The 21,755-nt window shown below is 69.5% G+C and carries 14 protein-coding genes; 12 read left to right on the forward strand and 2 right to left on the reverse strand.

The features are described 5' to 3' along the window. Positions 1-12: 12 nt before the first annotated feature. The 10 genes from MUY14_RS05085 (at position 13) to MUY14_RS05130 (ending at position 17,500) form a co-directional block, all read left to right on the forward strand. Positions 13-2,553: an AMP-binding protein gene (locus MUY14_RS05085; RefSeq protein WP_247021303.1), complete on the forward strand. Its 2,541-nt coding sequence runs from the start codon at positions 13-15 to the stop codon at positions 2,551-2,553. Then, positions 2,550-4,046 (forward strand): argininosuccinate lyase, encoded by a 1,497-nt coding sequence (locus tag MUY14_RS05090; RefSeq protein ID WP_247021305.1) that lies wholly within the window; start codon positions 2,550-2,552, stop codon positions 4,044-4,046. The genes MUY14_RS05085 and MUY14_RS05090 overlap by 4 nt, the downstream gene beginning before the upstream one ends. After that, positions 4,043-4,975: a kinase gene (locus tag MUY14_RS05095; protein ID WP_247021307.1), complete on the forward strand. Its 933-nt coding sequence runs from the start codon at positions 4,043-4,045 to the stop codon at positions 4,973-4,975. The genes MUY14_RS05090 and MUY14_RS05095 overlap by 4 nt, the downstream gene beginning before the upstream one ends. After that, on the forward strand, positions 4,972-7,260 hold the full coding sequence (locus MUY14_RS05100) for a pyridoxal-phosphate dependent enzyme (protein ID WP_247021310.1): 2,289 nt from the start codon (positions 4,972-4,974) through the stop codon (positions 7,258-7,260). Before MUY14_RS05095 ends, MUY14_RS05100 begins: the two co-directional genes overlap by 4 nt. Positions 7,261-7,301: 41 nt before the next feature. Beyond that, positions 7,302-8,309, forward strand: coding sequence for a GntG family PLP-dependent aldolase (locus MUY14_RS05105; protein WP_247021312.1), 1,008 nt, complete (start codon positions 7,302-7,304; stop codon positions 8,307-8,309). 144 nt (positions 8,310-8,453) lie between these two features. Then, positions 8,454-11,531, forward strand: coding sequence for an amino acid adenylation domain-containing protein (locus MUY14_RS05110; RefSeq protein WP_247021314.1), 3,078 nt, complete (start codon positions 8,454-8,456; stop codon positions 11,529-11,531). After that, positions 11,528-12,679, forward strand: a complete 1,152-nt coding sequence (locus MUY14_RS05115; protein WP_247021316.1) for an acyl-CoA dehydrogenase family protein — start codon at positions 11,528-11,530, stop codon at positions 12,677-12,679. Before MUY14_RS05110 ends, MUY14_RS05115 begins: the two co-directional genes overlap by 4 nt. A 91-nt stretch (positions 12,680-12,770) precedes the next feature. After that, the gene (locus MUY14_RS05120; RefSeq protein WP_247021318.1) at positions 12,771-15,770 is read left to right on the forward strand and encodes an amino acid adenylation domain-containing protein; all 3,000 of its coding nucleotides are present in this window, start codon (positions 12,771-12,773) and stop codon (positions 15,768-15,770) included. A gap of 189 nt (positions 15,771-15,959) precedes the next feature. Continuing rightward, entirely contained in the window at positions 15,960-17,360 is a 1,401-nt protein-coding gene (locus MUY14_RS05125) for a hypothetical protein (RefSeq protein WP_247021320.1), read from the forward strand. A 17-nt stretch (positions 17,361-17,377) separates the two neighbouring features. Next, a complete protein-coding gene (locus MUY14_RS05130; protein ID WP_247021322.1) occupies positions 17,378-17,500 on the forward strand; it encodes an MbtH family NRPS accessory protein in 123 nt (40 codons plus the stop codon). A gap of 137 nt (positions 17,501-17,637) precedes the next feature. On the opposite strand, the gene MUY14_RS05135 is transcribed toward MUY14_RS05130, so the two are convergent. Continuing rightward, entirely contained in the window at positions 17,638-18,657 is a 1,020-nt protein-coding gene (locus tag MUY14_RS05135) for an LLM class flavin-dependent oxidoreductase (protein ID WP_247021324.1), read from the reverse strand. Between the two features lie 173 nt (positions 18,658-18,830). Between MUY14_RS05135 and MUY14_RS05140 the strand changes: the two genes are divergently transcribed. Further along, a complete protein-coding gene (locus MUY14_RS05140) occupies positions 18,831-20,384 on the forward strand; it encodes an AMP-binding protein (protein WP_247021326.1) in 1,554 nt (517 codons plus the stop codon). Between the two features lie 31 nt (positions 20,385-20,415). After that, positions 20,416-21,249: a phenylalanine 4-monooxygenase gene (locus tag MUY14_RS05145; protein WP_247021328.1), complete on the forward strand. Its 834-nt coding sequence runs from the start codon at positions 20,416-20,418 to the stop codon at positions 21,247-21,249. A gap of 176 nt (positions 21,250-21,425) precedes the next feature. Here the strand turns inward: MUY14_RS05145 and MUY14_RS05150 are convergent, their stop codons facing one another. Further along, positions 21,426-21,692 carry a hypothetical protein gene (locus MUY14_RS05150; protein WP_247021330.1) on the reverse strand — a complete coding sequence of 89 codons (267 nt, stop codon included), beginning with the start codon at positions 21,690-21,692 and terminating at the stop codon, positions 21,426-21,428. Positions 21,693-21,755: the final 63 nt, after the last annotated feature.

Consider the following 21,755-nt stretch of genomic DNA (forward strand, 5'->3'; position numbering starts at 1 on the left):
AAAGGCTGGTCCGTGACGGAGCAAGTCGAGGCAGTTCGTGATCGGACGGCGCTCGGAGCGGGCCCGGTGCGGCCGCTCCCGGATCGCCGCGTTCACGAGCTCTTCGCGGAGTGCGCGCGCAACACGCCGTCAGGAGTCGCGGCCGTGCACCGCGGCGTCCGCCGGACCTACGCCGAACTCGACGAGGCTGCCGATCGGGTGGCCGGGACGCTGCTGGCAGCCGGGCTTCCCGCCGAGGGCGTCGTCGCGGTGATCAGTCAGCGTTCGCTCGACTGGCTCGCGGCGATCCTGGGCGTTTTCAAAGCGGGCGGGGTCTACCTGCCGATCGATCCCGCGTTCTCCGACGACCGCATCGCAGAACTGCTGCGCCGCAGTGGTTGCCGGTTCTCGCTGGTCGAGGGGGAAGCGGCGGTGGGCCGGGTCGAGGCGGCGGCGGTGCGCGCGCTGCCGCTGGTGCCGGAGGGAAACCCCGGAGGACGGGCTGAGTGCGTTCCGGCCGGAGCACCGGCCTACCTCTTCTTCACCTTCCGGTCCACAGGCGAGGCGAAGGGCGCTGTCTGCGAACACGCCGGCTTCCTCAACCACCTGCTGGCCAAGGTGGAGGTCTTCGAACTGAGGCCGGGCGCAGTCGTCGCCCAGACCGCGTCCCAGTGCTTCGACATCTCGCTGTGGCAGGCGCTGGCGCCGCTCGTCGTCGGCGGTACCACCGTGGTCGTGGACCCCGAAACGATGCTGGACGTGCCCGAGCTGTTGCGGCTGCTGGCCGCCGAGGAGGTCGACGTCCTGCAGCTGGTCCCGAACTACCTTTCCCTGCTGGTCACCCGGCTGGAACAGGGACACCGGATGCCCGATTCCCTCAGGATGCTGGGCATCACCGGCGAAGCCGTGAGCTCTCGGCTGCTCGCCCGGTGGTTCGCCAGTTGCCCGGCGGTCCCGGTGGTCAACGGTTACGGCGCGACGGAGGCGTCGGACGACACCACTCACGAGGTCATTCGCACCACGGCGGACGGCGGGCAGGTGAACGTGGGCGCGCCGATCGCGAACGTCTTCGTCGACGTCGTCGGCGCGGACGGGCTACCGGTCGGCGGGATCGGCGAAATCGGCGAGGTCACCTTCTCCGGCGTCTGCGTCGGCCGGGGTTACGTCGACGACCCCAAGCACACGGCGGAGGTGTTCGGTGCCGATCCGCTCCGGCCCGGACTGCGCCGCTACTTGACCGGAGACTGCGGGCGCTGGCTGCCCGGTGGCCGGCTCAAGCTGGTCGGGCGGCGGGACGAGCAGTTGACGATCGATGGCGTCCAGGTGGAGGCCGGTGCGGTCGAGGCCACCCTCCAAGGGGTGCCGGGGGTCCGGTCGGCGTGTGTGATCGTCGTCCCCGACGGGCCGGCCAAACGCCTGGCCGGTTTCTACACCGCGGCGTCGCCGATGGCCGATATCGGTGACCTGCTGGCCGGGCTGGTGCCCCGGCAGCAGGTGCCGTCCACGCTGCGCTGGCTACCGGAGCTCCCGCTCACCGGTAACGGGAAGGTCGACCGGCGTGGGCTGGCCGACCTCGAGACGAGCATGGCGAACGGCAACACCATCCTGCCCCCGCGGACAGCCACTGAGCGGGTGATCGCCACGGCCTGGGCAGAGGTGCTCGGCCTGCCGCTCGGGGAAGTCGGCCGGACCGACGACTTCTTCGTGCGCGGTGGCGGCTCACTGGCCGGCGTCCGGCTCGTGGTGCAGCTTCGCGGCCTCGTGTCCCTCGTGGACCTCATGGCGAACCCGGTGCTCGCTGACCTGGCGGCGGTCGCGGACGGTGTCCGACCGCGTGGCTCTTCGCTTCTCCAAGAGCTCTCGGTGCCGGAGAACGCAGTCGCGGCCTTGGTCTGCGTGCCGTACGAGGCGGGCAACGCGCTCAACTTCGAGTCGATGGCCCGGGCGCTGGCGCCGGCGGCCGTGGCGGTGTACGCGGTGGAACTGCCGGGCCACGATGCCGCCCGCCCGGACGAAGAGCTGGCCGGCCTCGACCGGCTGGCCGGCCGCTTGACCCGGGAGATCGTCGACCGGATCGGGCACCCCGTGGCGCTGTGGGGCCACGGGACCGGCGCGGCGCTCGCGATGGAAACCGGCCGATCACTGCTGGCCGCCGGGATGCCGCCTCGGCACCTGTTCGTCGCGGCGGCGACCCGGCAGGAGCCACGCGACAGTGCTGCGGCAGCCGTGGAAGCCGGCGCGTGGTTACGCGATTCTGGAGCGCTGACCGATGTGGACCACTGGCGCACCGCGCGCGGCGAGCTGATCGAGCGCGCCTACCGGCACGACATCGATGTGGCGGAGCGATATTTCGCCACTTGCGGAGAGCCCATCGACATTCCCGCGACCATTGTCGTGGTCCCGCGGGCGCCCGGGGAGAGCGGCGCCGCGGCTCGGTGCACGGCCGTCCTTCCCGCGGTACGGACAACGTGGTTCGAGGACCCGGATCGGTATTTCGTCCGCAACGATCCCCGCACGGCGGCGCACCTCGTCGCTGCGACGATCGCGGCCGCGGAGGAAGGCGGTTCCCGGTGACGCTGACCGGCAGGCTTGCGGAGACGCCGCACGACTTCATCCGGCAGGAATTCCTCGAACCACAGTTCCGGCACGAGGTCGCTCACCTTTTGCGCTGGTACGTGCTGATCGAGAAAGCGCTCCTAACCGAGTACCGCCGCCTTGGCCTCCTGTCCGCCCGGCAGGTCGGTCAGATCGCGGCGGCGCTCGACGGACTGACTCCCGAGGAACTCACCGTCACTGCCGGAGCGGCTCTCTCGGACATCGCCCTGGCGATGGAGACGCGGGTCACCGAGGCGCTGCCGGAGCCGGCACCGACCTGGCACGTCGACCGGAGCCGCAACGACCTGCAAGCCTGCGCACAACTGCTGCACGGACGTGAGCGGCTCGGTGAGGTCGCCGCCATGCTCGCCCAGCTGGCCGAAGTGGCGCACGAACGCGCGGGCCACGACGTGAGCTCGCCGATGCCCGGGTACACGCAGTTGCAGTCGGCGCAGGTCATCACCCCCGGTTTCTACCTCAGCGCCGTGGTGGAGCACGTGCTGCGAGTGTCGTCCCGATTGCTCGGTACCTACGACCGGATCAACTTCTCCCCGCTCGGCGCCGGGCCGATGGCAGGCCAGGAACTGGCTTGGGACCGGGACCGCCTGGCGCGGGCCGTCGGCTGCGCCGGTCCGGTCCCCCACGCGCTGACCGCCGTGGCGTCGCGGGACTGGCTGCTCGATATCGCCGCAGACATCGCCTCCGCGGGGGTGGGGTTCAGCCGCTTCCTGACCGACCTCATGGCCTGGTCGTCGAGTGCGTACGGCTTCGTCGAGCTGCCGGACGAGCTGGCCGGGATCTCGGCGGCCATGCCTCAGAAGAAGAACTACCCGCTGCTGGAGCGGCTGCGCGGCCGTACCAGCCACCTGACCGCGTGCTACGTCGACTTCGCGACCGGTCAGCGGAACACGTCGTTCAGCAACACGGTGGAGGTTTCGAAAGAAGCGGGGACGCACGCGGGCGCGATGTTCACCGCGATCCGCACGGTGCTGACCGGGTTCACCCTGGTCGTCGGAAGTCTGCGGTGGCGCACCGACCGGATGCGCTCAGCTTCGGAAGAAGACCACTTCGGTGCCTTCGGGCTGGCCAACGAGCTGACCCTGCGCGCGGGCATTCCCTGGCGGACCGCTCAGGTGATCGCCGGCCGGTACGTCACCGCTGTGCTCGCCGAAGCGGGCGGCCGCGGTGGGCACATTGCGCCGGCGGCGCTGGCCACGGCGGCGCGAAGCGCGGGTTGTCAACTGGACGATCCGGCCTCCTACCTGGCGAATTCCACCGATCCGGACGCCCAGCTGCGCGCGAAGGTGTCCTCGGGTTCGACCAGCCCGGACTCCGTCGTTGCGCTGCTGGCCGGGCAGCGTGAGCGGCTCGACGAGCTGGCGGCGGAATGGGGCGCCCGGCGGGCCGCCGTCCGGGAAGCCGTCGCGGCAACCGATGCCGCTACGCGGACCGGCTCCAGGAGTGCCGGATGACGGGCCATCAGCTCATTCGCAGGCCGGCTTCCGCTCGCGCGGTCGCGGTCAGCTCCGCCTTCGGCACCTTCGGCGAGCTGCTGCAGGGCGCGCTGCCCGATGACGGTCCCGACTTCTTGGTCACGTTGCCCATTGCCCGGTGGGCCACCGCGACTTTCGAATACGAAAACACCCGCGACGGTGTCGAGGTGTTCCCGGCCAGGAAGACGAAGGCCCGGCGGGTGGCCGAAGCCGTGCTCGCCCGGTACCGCGGCGGCGGGGGGACGCTGCGACTGGGCGGCACCCTGCCGGAGGGGAGGGGAATGGCGAGCTCCTCCGCCGACCTCGTGGCGACGGCGCGGGCCGTGGCGAGCGCGATCGGAGTGGACTTGGCACCGCAACGCGTCGAGGACCTGCTGCGGGGCATCGAGCCGACGGACGGCGTCATGTACCCGGGGGTCGTGGCGTTCGAGCACCGCAACGTGGTCCTGCTGGAACAGCTCGGCGGCGTGCCACCGATGACGATCGTGGGCATCGACGAGGGCGGTACCGTGGACACGGTCGCGTTCAACCGGATCCCGAAGAACTTCACCGCTTCGGAGCGGCTCGAGTACGCGCGGCTGCTCGACGAGCTCCGGGGCGCGGTCGCGGCGGGCGACGTGGCGGCGATCGGCCGGGTGTCGACCCGCAGCGCCCACCTCAACCAGCGGCTCTGCCCGAAGCGCACGCTGTCGGCCATGACTGCGCTCAGCGCCGAGATCGGCGGGGCCGGGGTGGTCACCGCGCACAGCGGCACGGCGATCGGGGTCCTGATCCCGGACGACGTCCCGAGGTTCCGGAGCCGGCTGGCCGAGGCCATCACGCGGTGCGGTCAGCTCGTTCCCCGCGATCGGGTGCTCTGCTGCCAGACGCTGGGGTTCGCGCGCACGGGCGAGCGGGCTACGCCATGATCTTCGACAACCTCGTCGACGCGATCGGGCACACGCCGGTCGTCCGCTTGCGGTCGGCGCCCGCGCACGTCACGGCGCTGGCCAAACTGGAGCTGCAGAACCTGTTCGCGATGAAGGACCGGGTGGCCCGCCAGGTCATCGTCGAGGCCCGCGAGAACGGAGTGCTGGCCCCCGGTGCGCCGATCATCGAGAGCTCGTCGGGAACGATGGCGCTCGGGCTCGCCGTGGCCGGCAGCGCGCTCGGCCACCCCGTCCACATCGTGACGGACCCCCGCATCGACGCCATCACGCTCGCGAAGCTGAGGGCGCTCGGCTGCTCGGTGCACGTCGTCGAGGCGATGACCACGCATGGCTGGCAGAGCGCGCGGCTGGAGCGGCTGGCCATCCTCCGGGGGCAGTACCCGGAGGCGTTCTGGCCACGGCAGTACTCGAATCCGCAGAACCCGCTCGCCTACGCCACCTTGGCCCGCGAACTGGTGGCGGACGTGGGCCGGATCGACGTCCTCGTCGGCGCGGTCGGCAGTGGCGGCTCGCTGTGCGGCACCGCCCGGGCCCTGCGCCGGGCGCTCGGAGACGCAGGGAAACCCGGCCCGTTGCGGGTGGTCGGCGTCGACGCTGTCGGCAGCGCGCTCTTCGCGCAGCCGGACCGGCCGGAGCGCAAGCAGAGCGGTATCGGCAACAGCCTGATCCCGGGCAATCTGGACTATGCGCAGCTGGACGAGGTCCACTGGCTCAACGATCGGGAGGCGTTCGCCGCGACACGCGAACTCGCCCGCCGCGAAGGCATCTTCGCGGGGAATTCGTCGGGATCCGTTTACCGGGTGCTGACGCACTTGGCGGCCACCGCCACCGCCGGGACGCGCATTGTCGGTATCTTCCCGGACCGCGGCGACCGGTACGCGGACTCGATCTACGACGACGACTACTGGCGGCGTACCGGTATAGCGGCGCAGCCGGTCCGGGCCCGGCCGCGCCGGGTGCGTTACGGCACGGAAGTCGGCAGCTGGGCGCAGGCAAGGGTACCGTCCGAACCGCGCAAGCACCTGGTGTTCGTCGAGGCGAACACCACGGGTACCGGAATGCTTGCTCTGCTTCGCGCCAGAGACCTCGGGCTCGTACCTGCGCTGCTCACCAACCGGCCGAGCCGGTACCAGGGCGTCGGCGAAGCCGATTGCGAGATCATCCGCTGCGACACCACCAGTGTGACGGCACTGACCGCCGCCGTGCGAGCTCACCTGCATCCCGGCGAGGTGGGCGGCGTCACCACCACCAGCGAGTTCTCCCTGGAGGTCACGGCTGCGCTGGCCGAATCGCTCGGCTTGCCGGGCAACCCGCTGCCGGCCGTGCAGGCGTGCCGCCGCAAGCCGCTGACCCGCCGGTTGCTGGCAGGTGCAGGTCTGCCGCAGCCGGTCTCGGTGGTCGTGACCGAAGCGGCCGACGTCCCGGAGGCCGTGGCGGCGACCGGCCTGCCGTGCGTGGTCAAACCGGCATCGGATTCGGGCTCCACGGGGGTACTGCTCTGCACCTCGGTCCGGCAGGCGCGGGCACACGCGGCGAGATTGCTCGCGATCACGCACAATGCGCGCGGGCAGGTCGTCTTGCCGGAGGTGCTGGTCGAAGAGCTGGTCCAGGGGCCGGAGTTCAGCGTGGAAACGGTCTTCTCCGAAGGGGAGCTCCACGTGCTGGGGACAACGAGGACATCGCTGTCGCCGCCGCCTTCGTTCGTCGAGCTCCGGCACGTTTTCCCCGCACCGCTGGACGAGTCCGCGTCCCGCGAGGTCGAGAAGACCGTCCGGACCGCGATCGCGGCCATCGGACTGAGCCACGGCGCCTGCCACACCGAGTTGCGCCTGGCCGCGGCCGGACCGACGATCATCGAGGTCAACGCACGGCTCGCGGGCGGCATGATCCCCGAGCTGATCCGGCTGGCCGGCGGAGCCGACCCACTGGCCCAGCAGCTGAGGGCGGCGGCGGGGATGCCCGTCGAGCTGCCGCGGGAACCGCTGCGCCGGGCCGGCGTCGCCTTCATCACCAGCCCGGAGGAGGGGCGGTTGGTGCGCCTGGACGGTAGGGAAGCAGCCCGGCAGGTCGACGGTGTGTCCGAAGTCCGGATCGCGCGCTGTGCGGGAGATCCGGTGCGGCCGGCTGCCGACGCCTCCGACCGGCTCGGCTACGTCATCGCGTCGGCTGCCTCGGTCGGGCACCTCGACCGGTCGCTCGACGCGGCGCTGGACCGCATCACGGTTCGCGTGGCAGGCGAGGCGGACGGGAGCGCAGTGACGTGATCGAAATGCGGAGCGACACCTTCACCCTGCCCACCCGGCAGATGCTCGAGGCGATCGCGGGGGCAGCGCTCGGAGACGACGTGTACGGCGAAGACCCGACGGTCGCGCGGCTGGAGGAGCTCGCCGCGGAGATGGTCGGCAAGCCGGCCGCGTGCTTCATGCCCAGCGGCACGATGGCGAACCTCGCCGCCCTGCTGGTCCACGTGCCGCGAGGCGGAAGAGTGCTCGTCGGGAACGAGAGCGACATCTACCTGTATGAAGCCGGCGGGGCGAGCGTCTGCGGTGGGCTCGTCTACGAACCTGTTCCCACGCAGTCGGACGGCACGCTCGCACCGGCCGATCTGGCCGCGACGATGCCACCCGATCCGGACGATCCCCAGTTCGCGCCGCCGGGGCTGATCTGCGTGGAGAACACCCACAACCGGATGGGTGGACGGGTGCTGAGCCGGCGGTATCTGGCCGAGCTGAGGGAATTCGCGGCCGGCCACGGTCTCCCCGTGCACATGGACGGCGCCAGGATCTTCAACGCGGCCGTCGCGACGGGTGTGCCGGCCGCCCGGATCGCCGCTCACGCCGACTCAGTCCAGTTCTGTTTGTCCAAAGGCCTTTCGGCGCCGGCCGGGTCGATCCTGGCCGGTGAATCCGCCTTCGTCACCAGGGCGCGACGCGTCCGCAAGATGCTCGGCGGTGGCATGCGGCAAGCCGGCCTGCTCGCGGCAGCCGGCATCGTCGCGCTGACGTCCATGACGGACCGGCTCGCCGAAGACCACGAGCTGGCGGCGGCGTTCGCCGCGAGCCTGGCGCAAGTGGACGGCATCGAGATCGAAGCGGGCGCCGTGGTCACGAACATCGTCCTGTTCCGCGTCGAAGCCGGCGGGCTGGACGACGAGTCGTTCCTGCGGGCCGCTCGGGGCCGCGGACTGGCCATGGCCGAATTCGGGCACGGGAGGATCCGGGCCGTCACGCACCGCGGCCTCACCGCCACCGACATCGCCGATGCCGCGGCGATCGTGGCGGATGTGGTGCGTACGGGCAATCCTGCCGTCTGACGGGATCTCCCGACCGGTCACGGCCGGTACGGTGAAAACGAGGTCGCCGTCGCGGCCGTGCGGTTTCCCGCCAACCGGGGCCTGCCTGACGCGCATCCGCCCCGTCGTCCCCTGGCCGGGCGCTGACGATCGGAGAACCAGTCGATGTTCGGACTTTCCGCCTCGCAGGAGATCGTGTGGCTGCACGAGCAACTCGCGCCCGGCAGCCGGGCCTACAACTTCACGGCGACGCTCGATCTGCGCGGTGGCCTGGACACGACCGCGCTCCGGGACGCACTGGGCGCCGCCGTCGAACGCAATTCCGGACTCCGGCTGGAACTCGTGGCCAAACCGGGACACCTTCCCGTGCAACGGGTTCGCGAGCAGTGCGCGCCTCGGATGCGGGTAGTCGACTTCAGCGGAGAAGCCGATCCCGAGAGCGCTTTCGCGGAGCTGCTCACAACCGAGGCTCGCACGCCGCTGGACACCTTCGCGGCGCCGCTGCTGAGATGGTGTGTAGTCAGGCTGGGCGAGCGCCATCACCGGATCATCCACGTCGAGCACCACCTGATTCACGACGGATTGTCCCTGGCCCTGTTGCTGCGTGAAGTGTTCGGCGGTTACCGGGCGTTGCTGTTGGACGAAGAAATCGAGCCGCTGCCGGTGGGTTCGTACGAGGAACACGTGCTCGCACAGCGGGAACCCAGTGCGGAGAGCGTCGAATTCTGGCGCCGTGAACTGGACGGTGCCACGTTCGACATGCCGCTGCCGGCAATGAGCCGGGCGCGGGCAGAGCGCACGCGTGACGGGAAGCAGCTGCGGAACACCATCGACCCGGAAACCGCGACGGCACTGCGGAAGGCGGCCCAGGAACGCGGCCACACACCGTTCGCCGTCTTGCTCGGCCTGCTCGCCGAGCTGCTGCGCCGGCACAGCGGCCGTTCCGACATGGTGATCGGTACGGCGGTCGGCAATCGGCCCGCGGGTACCGAGACAACGATCGGCATGTTCGTCAACACGATCCCGCTGCGGCTCCGGCTGGACCCGGAAGTCACCGCAACATCCATTGTGGACAACGTCATGGACAAGCTCTTCCTTTGCTTGTCCTACCAGGACGTGCCGGTACAGACGATCACGAGAGCAGCGGGGTTGAACAGCGACGGCGTGGACAACCCCCTGTTCGACGTGATGTTCAGTGCGTACGACGCTGTGCTGCCCGACATCGACGTGCCGGATCTCGAAATCTCGCTCTTCGAAGGCGTCAACACCGGTACGACGCGACTCGACCTGGACATCTTGCTGATCCCCGACGACCGGCGTGTCGTGGGTTCCCGATCCGGGCCGGGCGGCATGATCCTCGTCTGGGAATTCGACAAGGGCCGGTTCACCGACGCGGCCGTGACCGAACTCCAGGGCAGGTTGGTCAGCCTGCTCAAAGCCTACCTCGCCGACCCGGACGCGGCCATCGCCTCCCTCGACACGATGCCGGTGGTCCCGGCGGGGGAGCCGGACCCGGCCGAAGACGCGTTCCTGGACGGCGGGCGTCACCGGCCCTCGGAAAGCCCGGCGATCGTTTCGGGAGCGGACCACCTCACCTACGGCGAACTCGACCGGCGCGTGACGTCCTTGGCGGAGCGGCTGCGGGGCGCCGGAGTGCGAGCAGGGCAGCCGGTTTGCGTCGTCCTGCCCAGGGGCGTCGCGTCCGTCATCGCCCTCTTGGCGTGCCTGCGGCTGTCGGCCGTGTACTGCCCCCTCTCGCCCGATGACCCGCCCGCGCGCCTGGCGCACCTGACGCGTGGAGTGAACCCCGCTCTCCTGGTCGCGGGCGAGGCGCTGCCGCTCGGTCCGGGCACGGCACCGGTCGCGGTACTGGGCGAGGACGTGTTTCCCCGTGCCGTCCCGGTTCCGGTGATCGAGGGCGATGCCGCGTACGTGATCCACACGTCCGGATCGACCGGAAAACCGAAACCGGTCGTGGTGAGCCGGGCCGCACTGGCCCGTCACATCGAACGGACGATCGTCCGGTTCGAACTGACGGCTCGAGATCGCGTGCTGCACTTCTCGCCGCCGGTGTTCGATGTCGCGCTGGAGGAGGTGCTGTCCGGTCTGCACGTGGGTGCCTGCCTCGTCGTGCCGCACCTCGATCTGCCGACGCCGGCGGAACTGGTCGGTGTCCTGGCGGCCCGCCGGGTCTCGGTGGTGAACCTGGTCACCAGCCACGTGGTGACCGCCCGGGCGGAGATGTGCGCCGCGCTCGCGGACGGACGGTGGTCGCCACGGTTGATCGTGCTGGGCGGCGAACGACCGCCGGTCAGCGTGCTCCGGCAACTGCGGAACGCCACCGACGCGGCGGTGTTGAACGTCTATGGCGTCACCGAGGCCGTGGTCACGACCACGGCACACGAGCTGTCGGAGGCAGACCTGGACACCGACGACGTGCCGCTGGGCGTCGAGCTCGCCGGATCGCACGTGCACGTGCTGGACAACGGTCGCTGGCCGCTGCCCGACGGTGCGGTCGGCGAGCTGGCCATCGCGGGTGGGGTCTTGGCCACCGGCTATCTCGGCGACGGACCGGCGACCGCTGCGCGGTTCCCCGTGGTGGCGGGTGGGCGGGTCTACCGCACCGGCGACCTCGGTTACCGGGACGCGGCCGGCCGCCTGCACTTCATCGGCCGGTCGGACAACCAGGTGAAGCTGCGCGGCAACCGGATCGAGCTCGAAGAGATCGAAGCGGTGGCCGCCGAAGAACTCGACCTGCCGGGCTGCGTGGTCGTGCTGGACCAGGCGGCCGAGGTGCCGCGCCTGGTCGGGTTCTACAGCGGGGAGAAGCACCTCGACGAAGCTGCCGTGCATGCGAAACTCGCCCGGCGGTTGCCCGCCGCACTCGTGCCCGCCGACTGGGAGCGGCTGGACGCCATGCCGGCGCTGCCGAGCGGCAAGCCGGATCGCGGCACGCTGCAGAAGCTGGCCGCTGACGTACGACCGGTCGAAGAAGCCCCGTTCACCGAAACCGAGAACGACGCGATGCAGAGCCTCGTGGGGCGAGGCTGGCGGGAAGTGCTCGGTCACGACCGGTTCACCAGTTCGTCGGACTTCTTCCGTGTCGGCGGGCATTCCATGTTGCTCGGCCAGCTGGCGGCGTGGCTGGAAATGCAACTGGGCGACCGTCCTCCGCTCCGCCTGCTTTTCCAGCACACAGTGCTGGCGAAGCAGGCGGAGGCGATGAGGGAGCTGGTGTCGTGAGGACTCCGTCGTCCGTTTTCGCGGCTGAGCACCGGGAAATCATCGACGCGTTCGAAGATTTCGTGCGACGGGAACTCGCGCCACTGGCTGCCGAACTGCCGCCGGAGGCCGACATCGTGCCTGCCGAGCTGCACGACTACGTCCGGACGCGTTCGGCACGTCTCGGCTTCTACGCGGGCGACTACCCCGAAGAGCTGGGTGGGGCGGGGATGCCGGTGGCCGCGATCGTGCACCTCCACCACGCCGCCGGACGCAGCGGTTGCCGGCTCGCTCCGCTCGCGCTGACCGGCTCGGACGGACCGAGCCCGATCCTCCGGAACGGTGACCGCGAACAGGTCAAGCGTTACCTGGAGCCCCTGGTGCGCGGGGAAGCGACACGGTGCCTGGCGCTCACCGAACCGGCGACCGGATCCGACGCTTTCGCCCTCGCGACGACGGCCCGTCAGGACCCGGCGACCGAGGAATGGGTCCTCGACGGCCGGAAGACCTTCGTGAGCCACGCCGACCGTGCCGACTTCGCCATCGTGATCGCCCGGGTCGGGGACCACGGACCCACCGCGTTCGTGGTGGCCAAGGGCACCCCGGGAATGCGGATCGGGCAGCGTTACGTCGGCATGTCGGGTGAGCCGGTCTTCGAACTGCTCCTGGATGGGGTCCGGCTGCCCGCCGACGCGGTGATCGGCGGGGTCGGTGCGGCGATGGCTGACACCATCGACAGCTTGAGCCGGGGCCGGATCATGATCGCCGCGATGTGCACCGGGATCGCCGAGTACGCGCTGGAGCTCGGAGTCGAGCACGCCCGCCGGCGCGTCGCGTTCGGCGAGCCGATCGGGGCGTTCCAGCACGTGCAGGAGCACTTGGTGACCAGCGCGGCGGACGTGGAGACGGCGAAACTGCTCACGTTCGGCAGTGCTCGACTGGTCGACGAGGGCGTGACGAGTCCGGAGAACGCGGCGCTGGCCAAGCTCACGGCCAGCGAAACGGCCGTCCGGGTCGTGGACCGGGCGATGCAGGTGCACGGCGGAGCCGGCTGGCTGCGCGGTCACCCGCTGGAACGCCTGTACCGCCAGGTCCGGGTGATGACGATCATCGACGGCACCTCCGAGATCCAGAAGGTCATCATCGCCCGCGCCCTGGGGCTCGGGTGAGCCAACCGGACGGCCTCGGCGCCGGCCGAGTGCGGATCACCCATGCGTCAGTGGCCAAGGCCCGAGTCATCAGGCAACCCGAGGAGCCGGCATGCCCCTTCCGCTTTCGGCCGCACAGCGGCGCCTGTACGAGCTCGCCGAGTCGAGTCCCGGTGTTTCCTGCCACGGCAGGCCCTTCGCCGTCGACATCACCGGTGACCTCGACGTAACCGCGGTGGCCGGTGCCGTCGGCGAAATCGTGCGCCGTCACGAGCCTCTCCGGACCGGCGTGCGTCGCGACCGCGACGGCGAGCTTCGGCGAGTGGTCCACCCCGCCGGACCGGTCACGATCCCGGTGCTCGATCCCGCAGGAGCGGAACGGTTCGCGGATGAGCCGTTCGACCTCGCCGGTGGCTCCCTCTTCCGGGTCGCTCTCGTACGGCACGGCGAACGCACCCACAGGTTGCTGGTGAACGCCCACCAAATCGTTTTCGACGGCCTGTCGCCACACATCTTCGTCACCGAACTCATGGCGTTGTACCAGGGCGAGGAGCTGGCGGAACTGCCCGTGACCGAACCCGGCCGGCTCGGAGAACCGCCTGACGCGTCGGTCCGGTACTGGGCCGAGCGGCTGCGCGGGGCACCGGAGGTGATGGAGCTGCCCCTCAGCGGGGCCCGGTCCGCGAGCGGCGGCCGGCTGCCGGCGCGGCGGTTCCGGGTGCTGCCGCCGGAACTCGGTGAATCGATGCAGGCTCTGGCCCGGCGCACCGGCGCGACCGTGTTCATGGTGCTGAAGGCCGCCTGCGATGTCCTGCTGCGTCAGCACGGTGCGGCCGACGTGCTGGTCCGTGCGACGCTTTCCGGGCGGGACAGCGCCGAAGCCGCCAAGCTCATCGGTCCCTTCGCCCAGCCCGTCGTCCTGCGTACCACGCTGTCCGACGAGCACAGCTTCACCGACGTCGTCGACTTGGTGCGCGCCGACATCGGCGCGGCTCGAGGTCACGGCGAGCTGCCGATCGACGCCGTGCTGGCCGCGCTGGGCGTGGCGCGCGACCCCGGTTTCGAGCCGTTCCAGCAGGTCAGTTTCGGCTATGTGGAGCAGCTGCCACACGGCACCGTGAACGGCGTCGAGTTCAGCAGCGCCCCGATCCCGGTACCCGGGGCTGCCGCCGAACTGGACATGACGGTGCACGAAGCCGACGGCGGCCTCCGCGCGGATTTCGGTTACCGGGCCGACTTGTTCGACGAGGTGACCATCGATCGGATGCTGTACCGGCTGGAAGTCCTCCTGCGCCGCGTCACGGCCGACCCGCACGCGCGGGTGGCCGACTTGATCTTGCCGGACGAAGCCGAGCACCGCCAGGCGGTCGTGACGTGGAACAGCACCCGTGCCGAGTACCCCCGGGAAAGCGGGATCCACGAGCTCTTCGAGAAGCAGGCCGACCGCACCCCGCACGCGGTCGCGGTCGTGGACGGCGACCGTACCTGGACCTACGGCGAGCTCGACGTGCTGGCGAATCGGGTGGCCCACCGGCTGCGCGACGCGGGGATCGGGCCGGAGGTACCCGTCGGGGTGTGCCTGCCCCGATCCGGCGAACTGCTCGCGGTCATGCTGGGGATCTTCAAGGCGGGCGGAGTCTACTTGCCGTTGGAACCCGGCCTGCCGACCCGCCGGCTGCGGGCCATGGTCGACGACGCCCGGCCGGCGGTGATCCTCGCCGGAGGGCCTCTGGCGGACCTGGGCGCACCGGTGGTGCGAGTCGACGCCGACGGCCGCCCCACCGACCGGCTGCCGGCCCGGGGCAGTGGGCGTAACGCCGCCTACATCCTCTTCACCTCAGGGTCGACCGGGAGCCCGAAGGGCGTCGTGCTGGAACACCGCAATCTCTGCAACCTGCTGACGTGGGCGCACCGGACGCTCGGTGCGGACACCTTCGCCTCGGTACCGTTCATCAGCTCGTTGTCGTTCGACGTGTCGATGTGGGAGATCTTCACGACGTTGACCTGCGGCGGCAAGGTGATCATTGCGGAGGACGCCTTCGCCATGCGCGGAACGACCCCGGTGAGCCTGCTGACCGCCGTGCCGTCGATCCACGCGGAACTGCTCAAACTGGGGAGCATCCCGGCATCCGCAGGCACGATCATCTCCAACGGCGAGGTCCTGCCGCCTTCCGTACTGGCCGCGTTGGCCGGCCTCGGGACAGCCGAAGTGATCTACAACATGTACGCACCCACGGAGACCACCACCTTCTCGCTGTACAACGTCGTCCGTCCGGGAGAGCCGATTCCTCTCGGCCGTCCGATGGACAACACCATGGCCTACGTCCTGGACAGCCGGCTGCGCCCGGTGCCGGCCGGTGTCGTGGGCCAGCTCTACCTCGGCGGCGCCGGTGTCGCCCGCGGATACCTGAACAAGCCCGCGTTGACCGCGGACCGGTTCCTGCCCGATCCGTTCACCGACGAGCCCGGGCAGCGGATGTACGCCACCGGCGACCTCGTGCGGCACGGCGCCGACGGCCGGATACTGTTCGTCGGCCGCGTCGACCACCAGGTGAAACTCCGCGGGGCAAGGATCGAGCTCGGCGAGGTCGAAGCCACCTTGCGCACGCACCCCGCGGTCGTCGAAGCGTGCGCCGTTGTCCTGCGCGGGAGCCCCGATTCGCTCGCCGCCGTGGTGGTGACCCGGCCGGGAGCCGACAGAGAAGCCGCCGGGTTGCGCGCATACCTCCGGGATCGCCTGCCGGGGTACATGGTTCCCGACAAGATCCGGGTGCTGGGCACCCTGCCGTTGTTGCCGAGCGGAAAGCTCGACCGGAAGCGCATCGCCCAGGAGCTCGTAGCCGGGCGGGACCCGGTGGCCGCCGACCCGCCGGCCGGTGAGCTGGAGACCAAGGTCGCTGCGGCATGGGAGACGGTGCTCGGCCGCCCGGTGGGGGTGAACCAGCACTTCCTCGAAGCCGGCGGCACGTCTCTCGCGTTGTTGTCACTCCGTGAACGGTTGCGAGCCGAGTTGGGGAAGGAAGTGCGGCCGGTCGAGTTGCTGCGGAACCCGACGATCCGTGCGATGGCCGCTTTCCTGACGCCCAGCGGTGCCAGCCGCGAGGTCCCTTGACCGGCCGACACCGCCGGTGTCCGACACACCCTTCGTTGTTTCCGAGCTTGGGGGATGATGATCTTGACGATGTCCGATGCGGCGGCGTCCGCCGTCGACCTGGCCGAACTGCGCGCGCAGACCCTGGAGATGCTGCGCTCCGCGATGACCGACGTCAACTTCGCCGGGGCGCGGCGGTGCGTCGACCGGTTGCTGTCCACCCTGCCGAAACGGCGACTGCGGGAGAACGTCGTGCTGGTCGCCTACGGTGGCGGGAAGGACAGCTCGTATTCGCTGGCGTTCTGCCGGGCCGTGCAGCTCATGGTGTTCGCGAATCAGGGTGAGACGTTCCGGCTGCGCTCGGTCACCAACCGGCATACAGCCATGCCGAGAGCGGTGATGGACAACATCGACCGCGCGTACCGGGCGTTGCGCATTCCCGATGATCCCGATTGCGAAGCACTGCTGGTCGACGGCGACGAGGTGAAGCCCTTCCAGGTGGACGAGGTCCTCGCCGCGCCGGTCATCGCGCGAAACCGGGTGGACCTGCTGATGACCGGGCACCGGACGGCAGCCGAGTCGAGGCCGACGTTCTGCAACGCCTGCAACCTGAGCATGGTGAACTCCTTCGGCGTCGCCGCCGCTTACGACGGAGGTGTCGACGTGATCGTCACCGGTGATTCGCCCGAGGAGCAGCGCGCGTACTACCTCTGGGTCAACCGGCTCACTCGCCATTACGGCCGGAACCCCGCCCCCTCGAAGGAAACGGGGTTCCGCCGGTTCCTGGAGAAAGCCGACGACCTGGCCCAGGTCTACTTCACCGGCATCCTCGGCCCCGATTCGGCGGCCGAGGTCGAAAGCCGGCGCGTCACCCACGAGGTCCCGCGCGCCCTCACCTTCTTCTCGATCTACGAGGACACCCGGTATTCGGCGGCAGAGCACTGGCACCTGCTCAACGACTACCTGGGGTTCGTGTTCGACGAGCTGGCCTTCAGCTTCACCGAGTCCGATTGCGGCGCACCGACTCTGATGGCCCACCTGCGCGGGCTCAAGTGTGAACGGTTGTACCGGCGCAGCTACGCGGAAGGGCTGGCGGAATACGTCGGGTTCGCGCTCGGCCTGATGCGTCGCAAGGAATTCCCGGAACGATTGATCGAGCGGATGCGTGCGCGCTACGCCGACGAGGACAGCATCAACCGGATGCGAGCCAAAGCGAACGATTTCGCACGGGAAGCTTTCGCGCTGGGCGAGGACCAGCTGGTCTGCATGCTCTATTCGCCGTTTCCGGGCCGGGGTGAAGGCCTGGAAGCTTACCTGGCGGCCGAACAGCCCGACCTCGCCGCGGTCGCGGCGGAAATCCATGCCCTGCTGGACGAGACCGCGGAATCCGGGGACGACCGGGACCTGGTGACCCGGCTGGAAGAGCTCAGCGGACTCGGACTGGAGCGGCTGCGCACCCTCTACCGGAGCCCCGCGATCCCCGGGCGGGGCACGCACGCGAACGGGGATCTTGTGGGCGCGATCTTGGCCGGGGATCCGCACAAAGCTGTCATCCCGACCCGGCACGCGCCGGGCGGGCCGGTGGTGCACGAACTGATCAGCGGTCGTTGAGAGGCTGAGTAGCTGCCGTGAGTGAAACTCTCCACCAGGTGGTCCGCAACCAGGAGGACCAGTACTCGATCTGGCCGGCGGGGCGGCAGCTTCCGCGCGGCTGGGACGCCGATGGCCCCCACGGAACGAAGGCCGAATGACTGGACCACATCAGCGCGGTCTGGAACGACATGCGCCCGTCGAGCGCGCGTAGGCAGGCAGAGACCCGCTGAAGGCCTTCTCCGGGATGCGGGCTCCGTGGCCGCGGCTCCTGGTCCGGCCGACCGACACGGTCAGGTCAAACGCTCAGGTCGCCGGCCAGTTCGAGCGCGGGGACGATCTCGTCGGCCGCGGCGACCGACGCGCTGAACCTGCGCACTCCCTGCTTCGCCAGCGTTTCGACGCGGGCGGCGACGTCCGATCGTGTCCCGGCGATGACGAACCGCTCCAGAAGGTAGTCGCGTACGCCCAGCCGTGAAGCCAGTTCGCGGTAGCCGGCGGCTTGCTGGGCCGTCATGCTGCCGTGGGTTCCGAGGTCGTACGCCTCGCCGAGCGCGCGGATGCCGGCGTGGTACTTCTCCGGCACGAACTTGCCGTGCAACGAGAACCGGGAGAAGTGGTGGGCGAAGGACGCCACCAGCCATTCCGCTTTTCGTGCGGCGGCTGCGGAATCCTCGTCGATGTGGATCCCCCCGGAGTTCCAGGTGAGCTGCAGGTCTTCGGGTCCGCCGCCGAAGCGGCCACGGACGTCGGCGATGATGTTCAGCACCGGTTCCACGACGTCCGGGCTGTGCCCCAGGCCCAGGAGCAGACCGTCGGCCAGTTCCGCGCCGAGCTCGAGGGATCGCCTGCCGTGCGCGGCCAGGTAAACGGGAACGCTTCCGCGGGGCCGGATGGACGTGTGGTACGCCTTCCCGGCCACCTTGGTCCGACCGGAGCCCAGTAGCTCCTTGACGGCCACGACGAAGATCCTCAGGTCCGCGAGCGTGCAGGCCCGTCCGCCGAGGTTGTACACGCCGCTGTCGCCGGTGCCGACGCCGAGGTACACCCCGGCTTCGGTGGCGTGGCTCAGTGAAGCGACCGCGTTGGCGGTCACCACGAGGTGCCGCGTCGTCGGATTCGTCACACACACGCCGATGGGCGTGGTGGTGACCTCCCGGGACAGGACACCCAGCGCCACCCACGGGTCGAGGTAAAGAGCGGGCGAATCCCACACGCCGATCTGGTCGGCGCCCATCAGCTCGGCGGTACGGGCGATCGAGATGGCCTGGTCCATTGAGGACGGATTGATGTTCACTTCGATCTCGAACTTGCGCATGTGTGCTGTCCGTTCCCGGAAAATCAAGCCTGGACGGAAAGGTTACCGTTCCGCGCGACGGCACGTGCTCCTGATGGGTGTCAGTACGGTTCGGCGCCGGAATCGACGATCGTTCCGGGTGCCGAATTCTCCAGTGTGCCGGTTTGGTCTGTGATCGATGGGGGTTCACGGTTATGTCGCTCTTGCTGACTGAGCGGTTCTCACGAGGACTGGAGCTGTCAGCCGATGGTCCCGCCATCCGGATCGGCCGGAGTGAACTCACCTACCGGCAGGTGCACGAGAAGGCGTTGCGCTGGGCGGGAGCTCTGCTGGCGGATGGGGCTCCTCGCCCGGTGGGCGTTTTGACGGCCAAGAGCATGACGACGTACGTGGGCCTGCTAGCGGCGCTGTACGCCGGGGCCACGGTCGTTCCGCTGCAGCCGGATTTCCCCGCCGCGCTTCTCCGTCGTATGGTGAAGCTGGCCGGGGTGGGCACCTTCATCGCCGACGAACGCGGCCTGGCCGTCCTGCCGGAAATCCTCGGTCGCGACAGCAGCGCCCGAGTGCTCGACACCGGCGGCGTCGGTGACCGGTTCCCGGTGGTTCCGTCGGCGTCGTGTCCGGCGATCAGCGCCCCGGTCGAGGTGAACCCGGCCGACCCGGCGTACATCCTCTTCACCTCCGGATCGACCGGTGAGCCGAAGGGTGTTCCTGTGTCGCACCGTGGTTTCGCCCACTATTTCGGTCAGCTCGACAAGCGCTGCGACTTCGGCCCGGACGACGTGTTCTCCCAAACCTTCGACCTCAACTTCGACCCCGGTATCCACGACGTGTTCGCCGCCTGGGGCGCCGGTGCCGCACTGGTCGCGGTACCGCCGTCAGCCTACCGCGATCTTCCGGGGTTCCTGGCCGAGCACGGGGTCACGGTGTGGCACTCCACGCCGAGTGGCATCTGGATGGCCAGGGAAATGGGGGGTCTGAAGGAAAACGCGCTTGACGGTCTGCGGTGGTCCTTCTTCGGGGGAGAAGCACTGCGGTGCCGGGACGTCGCGGACTGGGTGGTGGCCGCACCGCATTCGAAGGTGGAAAACCTGTACGGGCCGACCGAGTTTTCGATCGGCATATCCTGGCACCGGTGGCTCGGTGCGGAGTCGGTGCGACGCGGCGCCAACGGGACCGTTCCGATCGGGAGGGTCCACGACGGACACGATTTCCTCTTGATGACCGAGAGCGGACAGCGGTCCCCGGTCGAGGGTGAGTTGTGGATCACGGGTACGCAGATTACGACCGGATACCTCGAGCCTGCCCAGGATGCAGGCCGGTACGTCGACCACGACGGCCGGCGGTGGTACCGCACGGGCGATCGGGTACGCATGACTTCAGGGGGCGAGCTCACCTACCTCGGACGGGTGGATTCCCAGGTCAAGGTGCACGCTTGGCGGGTCGAGCTGGCTGAGGTGGACCAGGCGGCTCGCAGTTGCGCCGGAGTCCGCGATGCGGTCACCGTCACACGGTCCGCGGCGCACGGCACGGAACTGGTGGTGTTCTACACCGGCGAGGAAGTGCCGGAGCGGGTGTTGGCCGAGGGGCTGCGTGCCGTGCTGCCGGACAGCGTTCTGCCGCGTCACTACGTCCACACGGAGATGTTTCCGTTGAATTCCAACCGGAAGGTCGACCGGCTCGCCCTACGTGAGCGCGCCGAAAACCTGCCCGGCTTCAGTGCGGCGGCTGCCCAGGGGACCCGCTGACGCACTCGTGAAATGCATTGGAGAACTTATCATGTCACGGTCGCTCGACTCGATCACGGATGCCGCCTACGAGCGGCGCCGCGGTGAAATCTCGGCTCTCTCGGCCGGCCTGCCGCCTGAGGCGTCCGTTCCGGTGGTCGAGTACACCGACTGGGAGCACGACGTGTGGCGGACGGTTCGCGCAGAACTCGCCGGCCGGCACCGCACGTGTGCGGCCGCGGAATACCTCGATTCTGTGGAACAACTGGCGGTCCCCGTGGATCACGTTCCTCAGTTGCGGGACGTGAGCAGCCGCTTGGCCTCGATCTCCGGGTTCCGCTTCCGGGCGGCTCCCGCGCTTGTCCCGTTTCCCGAGTTCTGCGGTGGCCTTGCGAAGTCCGTCTTCCACTCCACGCAGTACCTCAGGCACCCTCGTTCGCCTTTCTACACCGAGGAACCGGACCTGCTGCACGACGTCGTGGGCCACGGCGGCGTCCTGACGAGTAAACGCTTCGCCCGCCTGTACCGACTGGCGGGCGAGGCGGCTGTTCGGGTACGGCGCGCAGAGTCGGTGCAATTCATCAGCAAGGTATTTTGGTTCACGCTCGAATGCGGTGTGGTTCGTGAACGCGGTATGCACAAGGCTTATGGCGCCACGCTGGTCTCGTCATGCGGAGAGCTCGACCAGTTCCGTGCGGCCGAGTTCCGGCCGCTGGACATCAAGGGCCTCGTCGACATCGGGTACGACATCTCGACTTACCAGCCCATCCTGTTCGAAGTGAGCTCGATGGACCAGCTCGAGGACACAGCAGGCACCTTCTGGAACGAGTGCGACGACGACAGCATCGCCGCACTGCTCCGATCCGGTCCCTCAAGGTCCGGCTGAGCTGCAAGCTCGACGCCACCGCCATGGTCACGACCGTCCGAGCCACATTGACGACCGCGACCGTGTGCTGGGCGCTCCACGCCGGCTTCGTCCTCGGCAGGCACGGCGAGCTCGCCTTCACTCCCCAAGCCGGTCAGGCCGCTCACGGCCGACCACGTTCGCTGCGGGGCAATGGATCAGGATCGGCGCTGCGTGGTGACGCCGCGGCGGCGGCCGTCCGGCAGCGGGCGGCCGCGTTGCAGGTCGCGGCGGGTGGTGGAGCGCAGCTGCCACGGCACGCTTGTCACCATCACCCCGGGCTCGAACAGCGGCCGGCCCTTGAGCCGCAGCGAACTCTGGTTGTGGAGGACGTTCTCCCCACCAGTGACCGACGAGGTATTCGGGAATGCGGATGCAGACCACGTCGCGAGGCTGTCGCGCCGGAGGTTCTTGACGTACTGCACGACCGGGCGGGTGATCTCGCGGTAGGGGATTCGATCACCTTCAGCGGGATCTTCATTGCGCGC

It is taken from the genome of Amycolatopsis sp. FBCC-B4732 (assembly GCF_023008405.1).
In the GTDB taxonomy this organism is placed as follows: domain Bacteria; phylum Actinomycetota; class Actinomycetes; order Mycobacteriales; family Pseudonocardiaceae; genus Amycolatopsis; species Amycolatopsis pretoriensis_A.

Excerpts from the sequence above, each read along its gene's own strand:
- MUY14_RS05095 (WP_247021307.1), top strand. The coding sequence starts at position 4,043 with ATGACGGGCCATCAGCTCATTCGCAGGCCGGCTTCCGCTCGCGCGGTC.
- MUY14_RS05100 (WP_247021310.1), top strand. The coding sequence starts at position 4,972 with ATGATCTTCGACAACCTCGTCGACGCGATCGGGCACACGCCGGTCGTC.
- MUY14_RS05105 (WP_247021312.1), top strand. The coding sequence starts at position 7,302 with ATGCTCGAGGCGATCGCGGGGGCAGCGCTCGGAGACGACGTGTACGGC.
- MUY14_RS05110 (WP_247021314.1), top strand. The coding sequence starts at position 8,454 with ATGTTCGGACTTTCCGCCTCGCAGGAGATCGTGTGGCTGCACGAGCAA.
- MUY14_RS05120 (WP_247021318.1), top strand. The coding sequence starts at position 12,771 with ATGCCCCTTCCGCTTTCGGCCGCACAGCGGCGCCTGTACGAGCTCGCC.
- MUY14_RS05135 (WP_247021324.1), bottom strand. The coding sequence starts at position 18,657 with ATGCGCAAGTTCGAGATCGAAGTGAACATCAATCCGTCCTCAATGGAC.
- MUY14_RS05140 (WP_247021326.1), top strand. The coding sequence starts at position 18,831 with ATGTCGCTCTTGCTGACTGAGCGGTTCTCACGAGGACTGGAGCTGTCA.
- MUY14_RS05145 (WP_247021328.1), top strand. The coding sequence starts at position 20,416 with ATGTCACGGTCGCTCGACTCGATCACGGATGCCGCCTACGAGCGGCGC.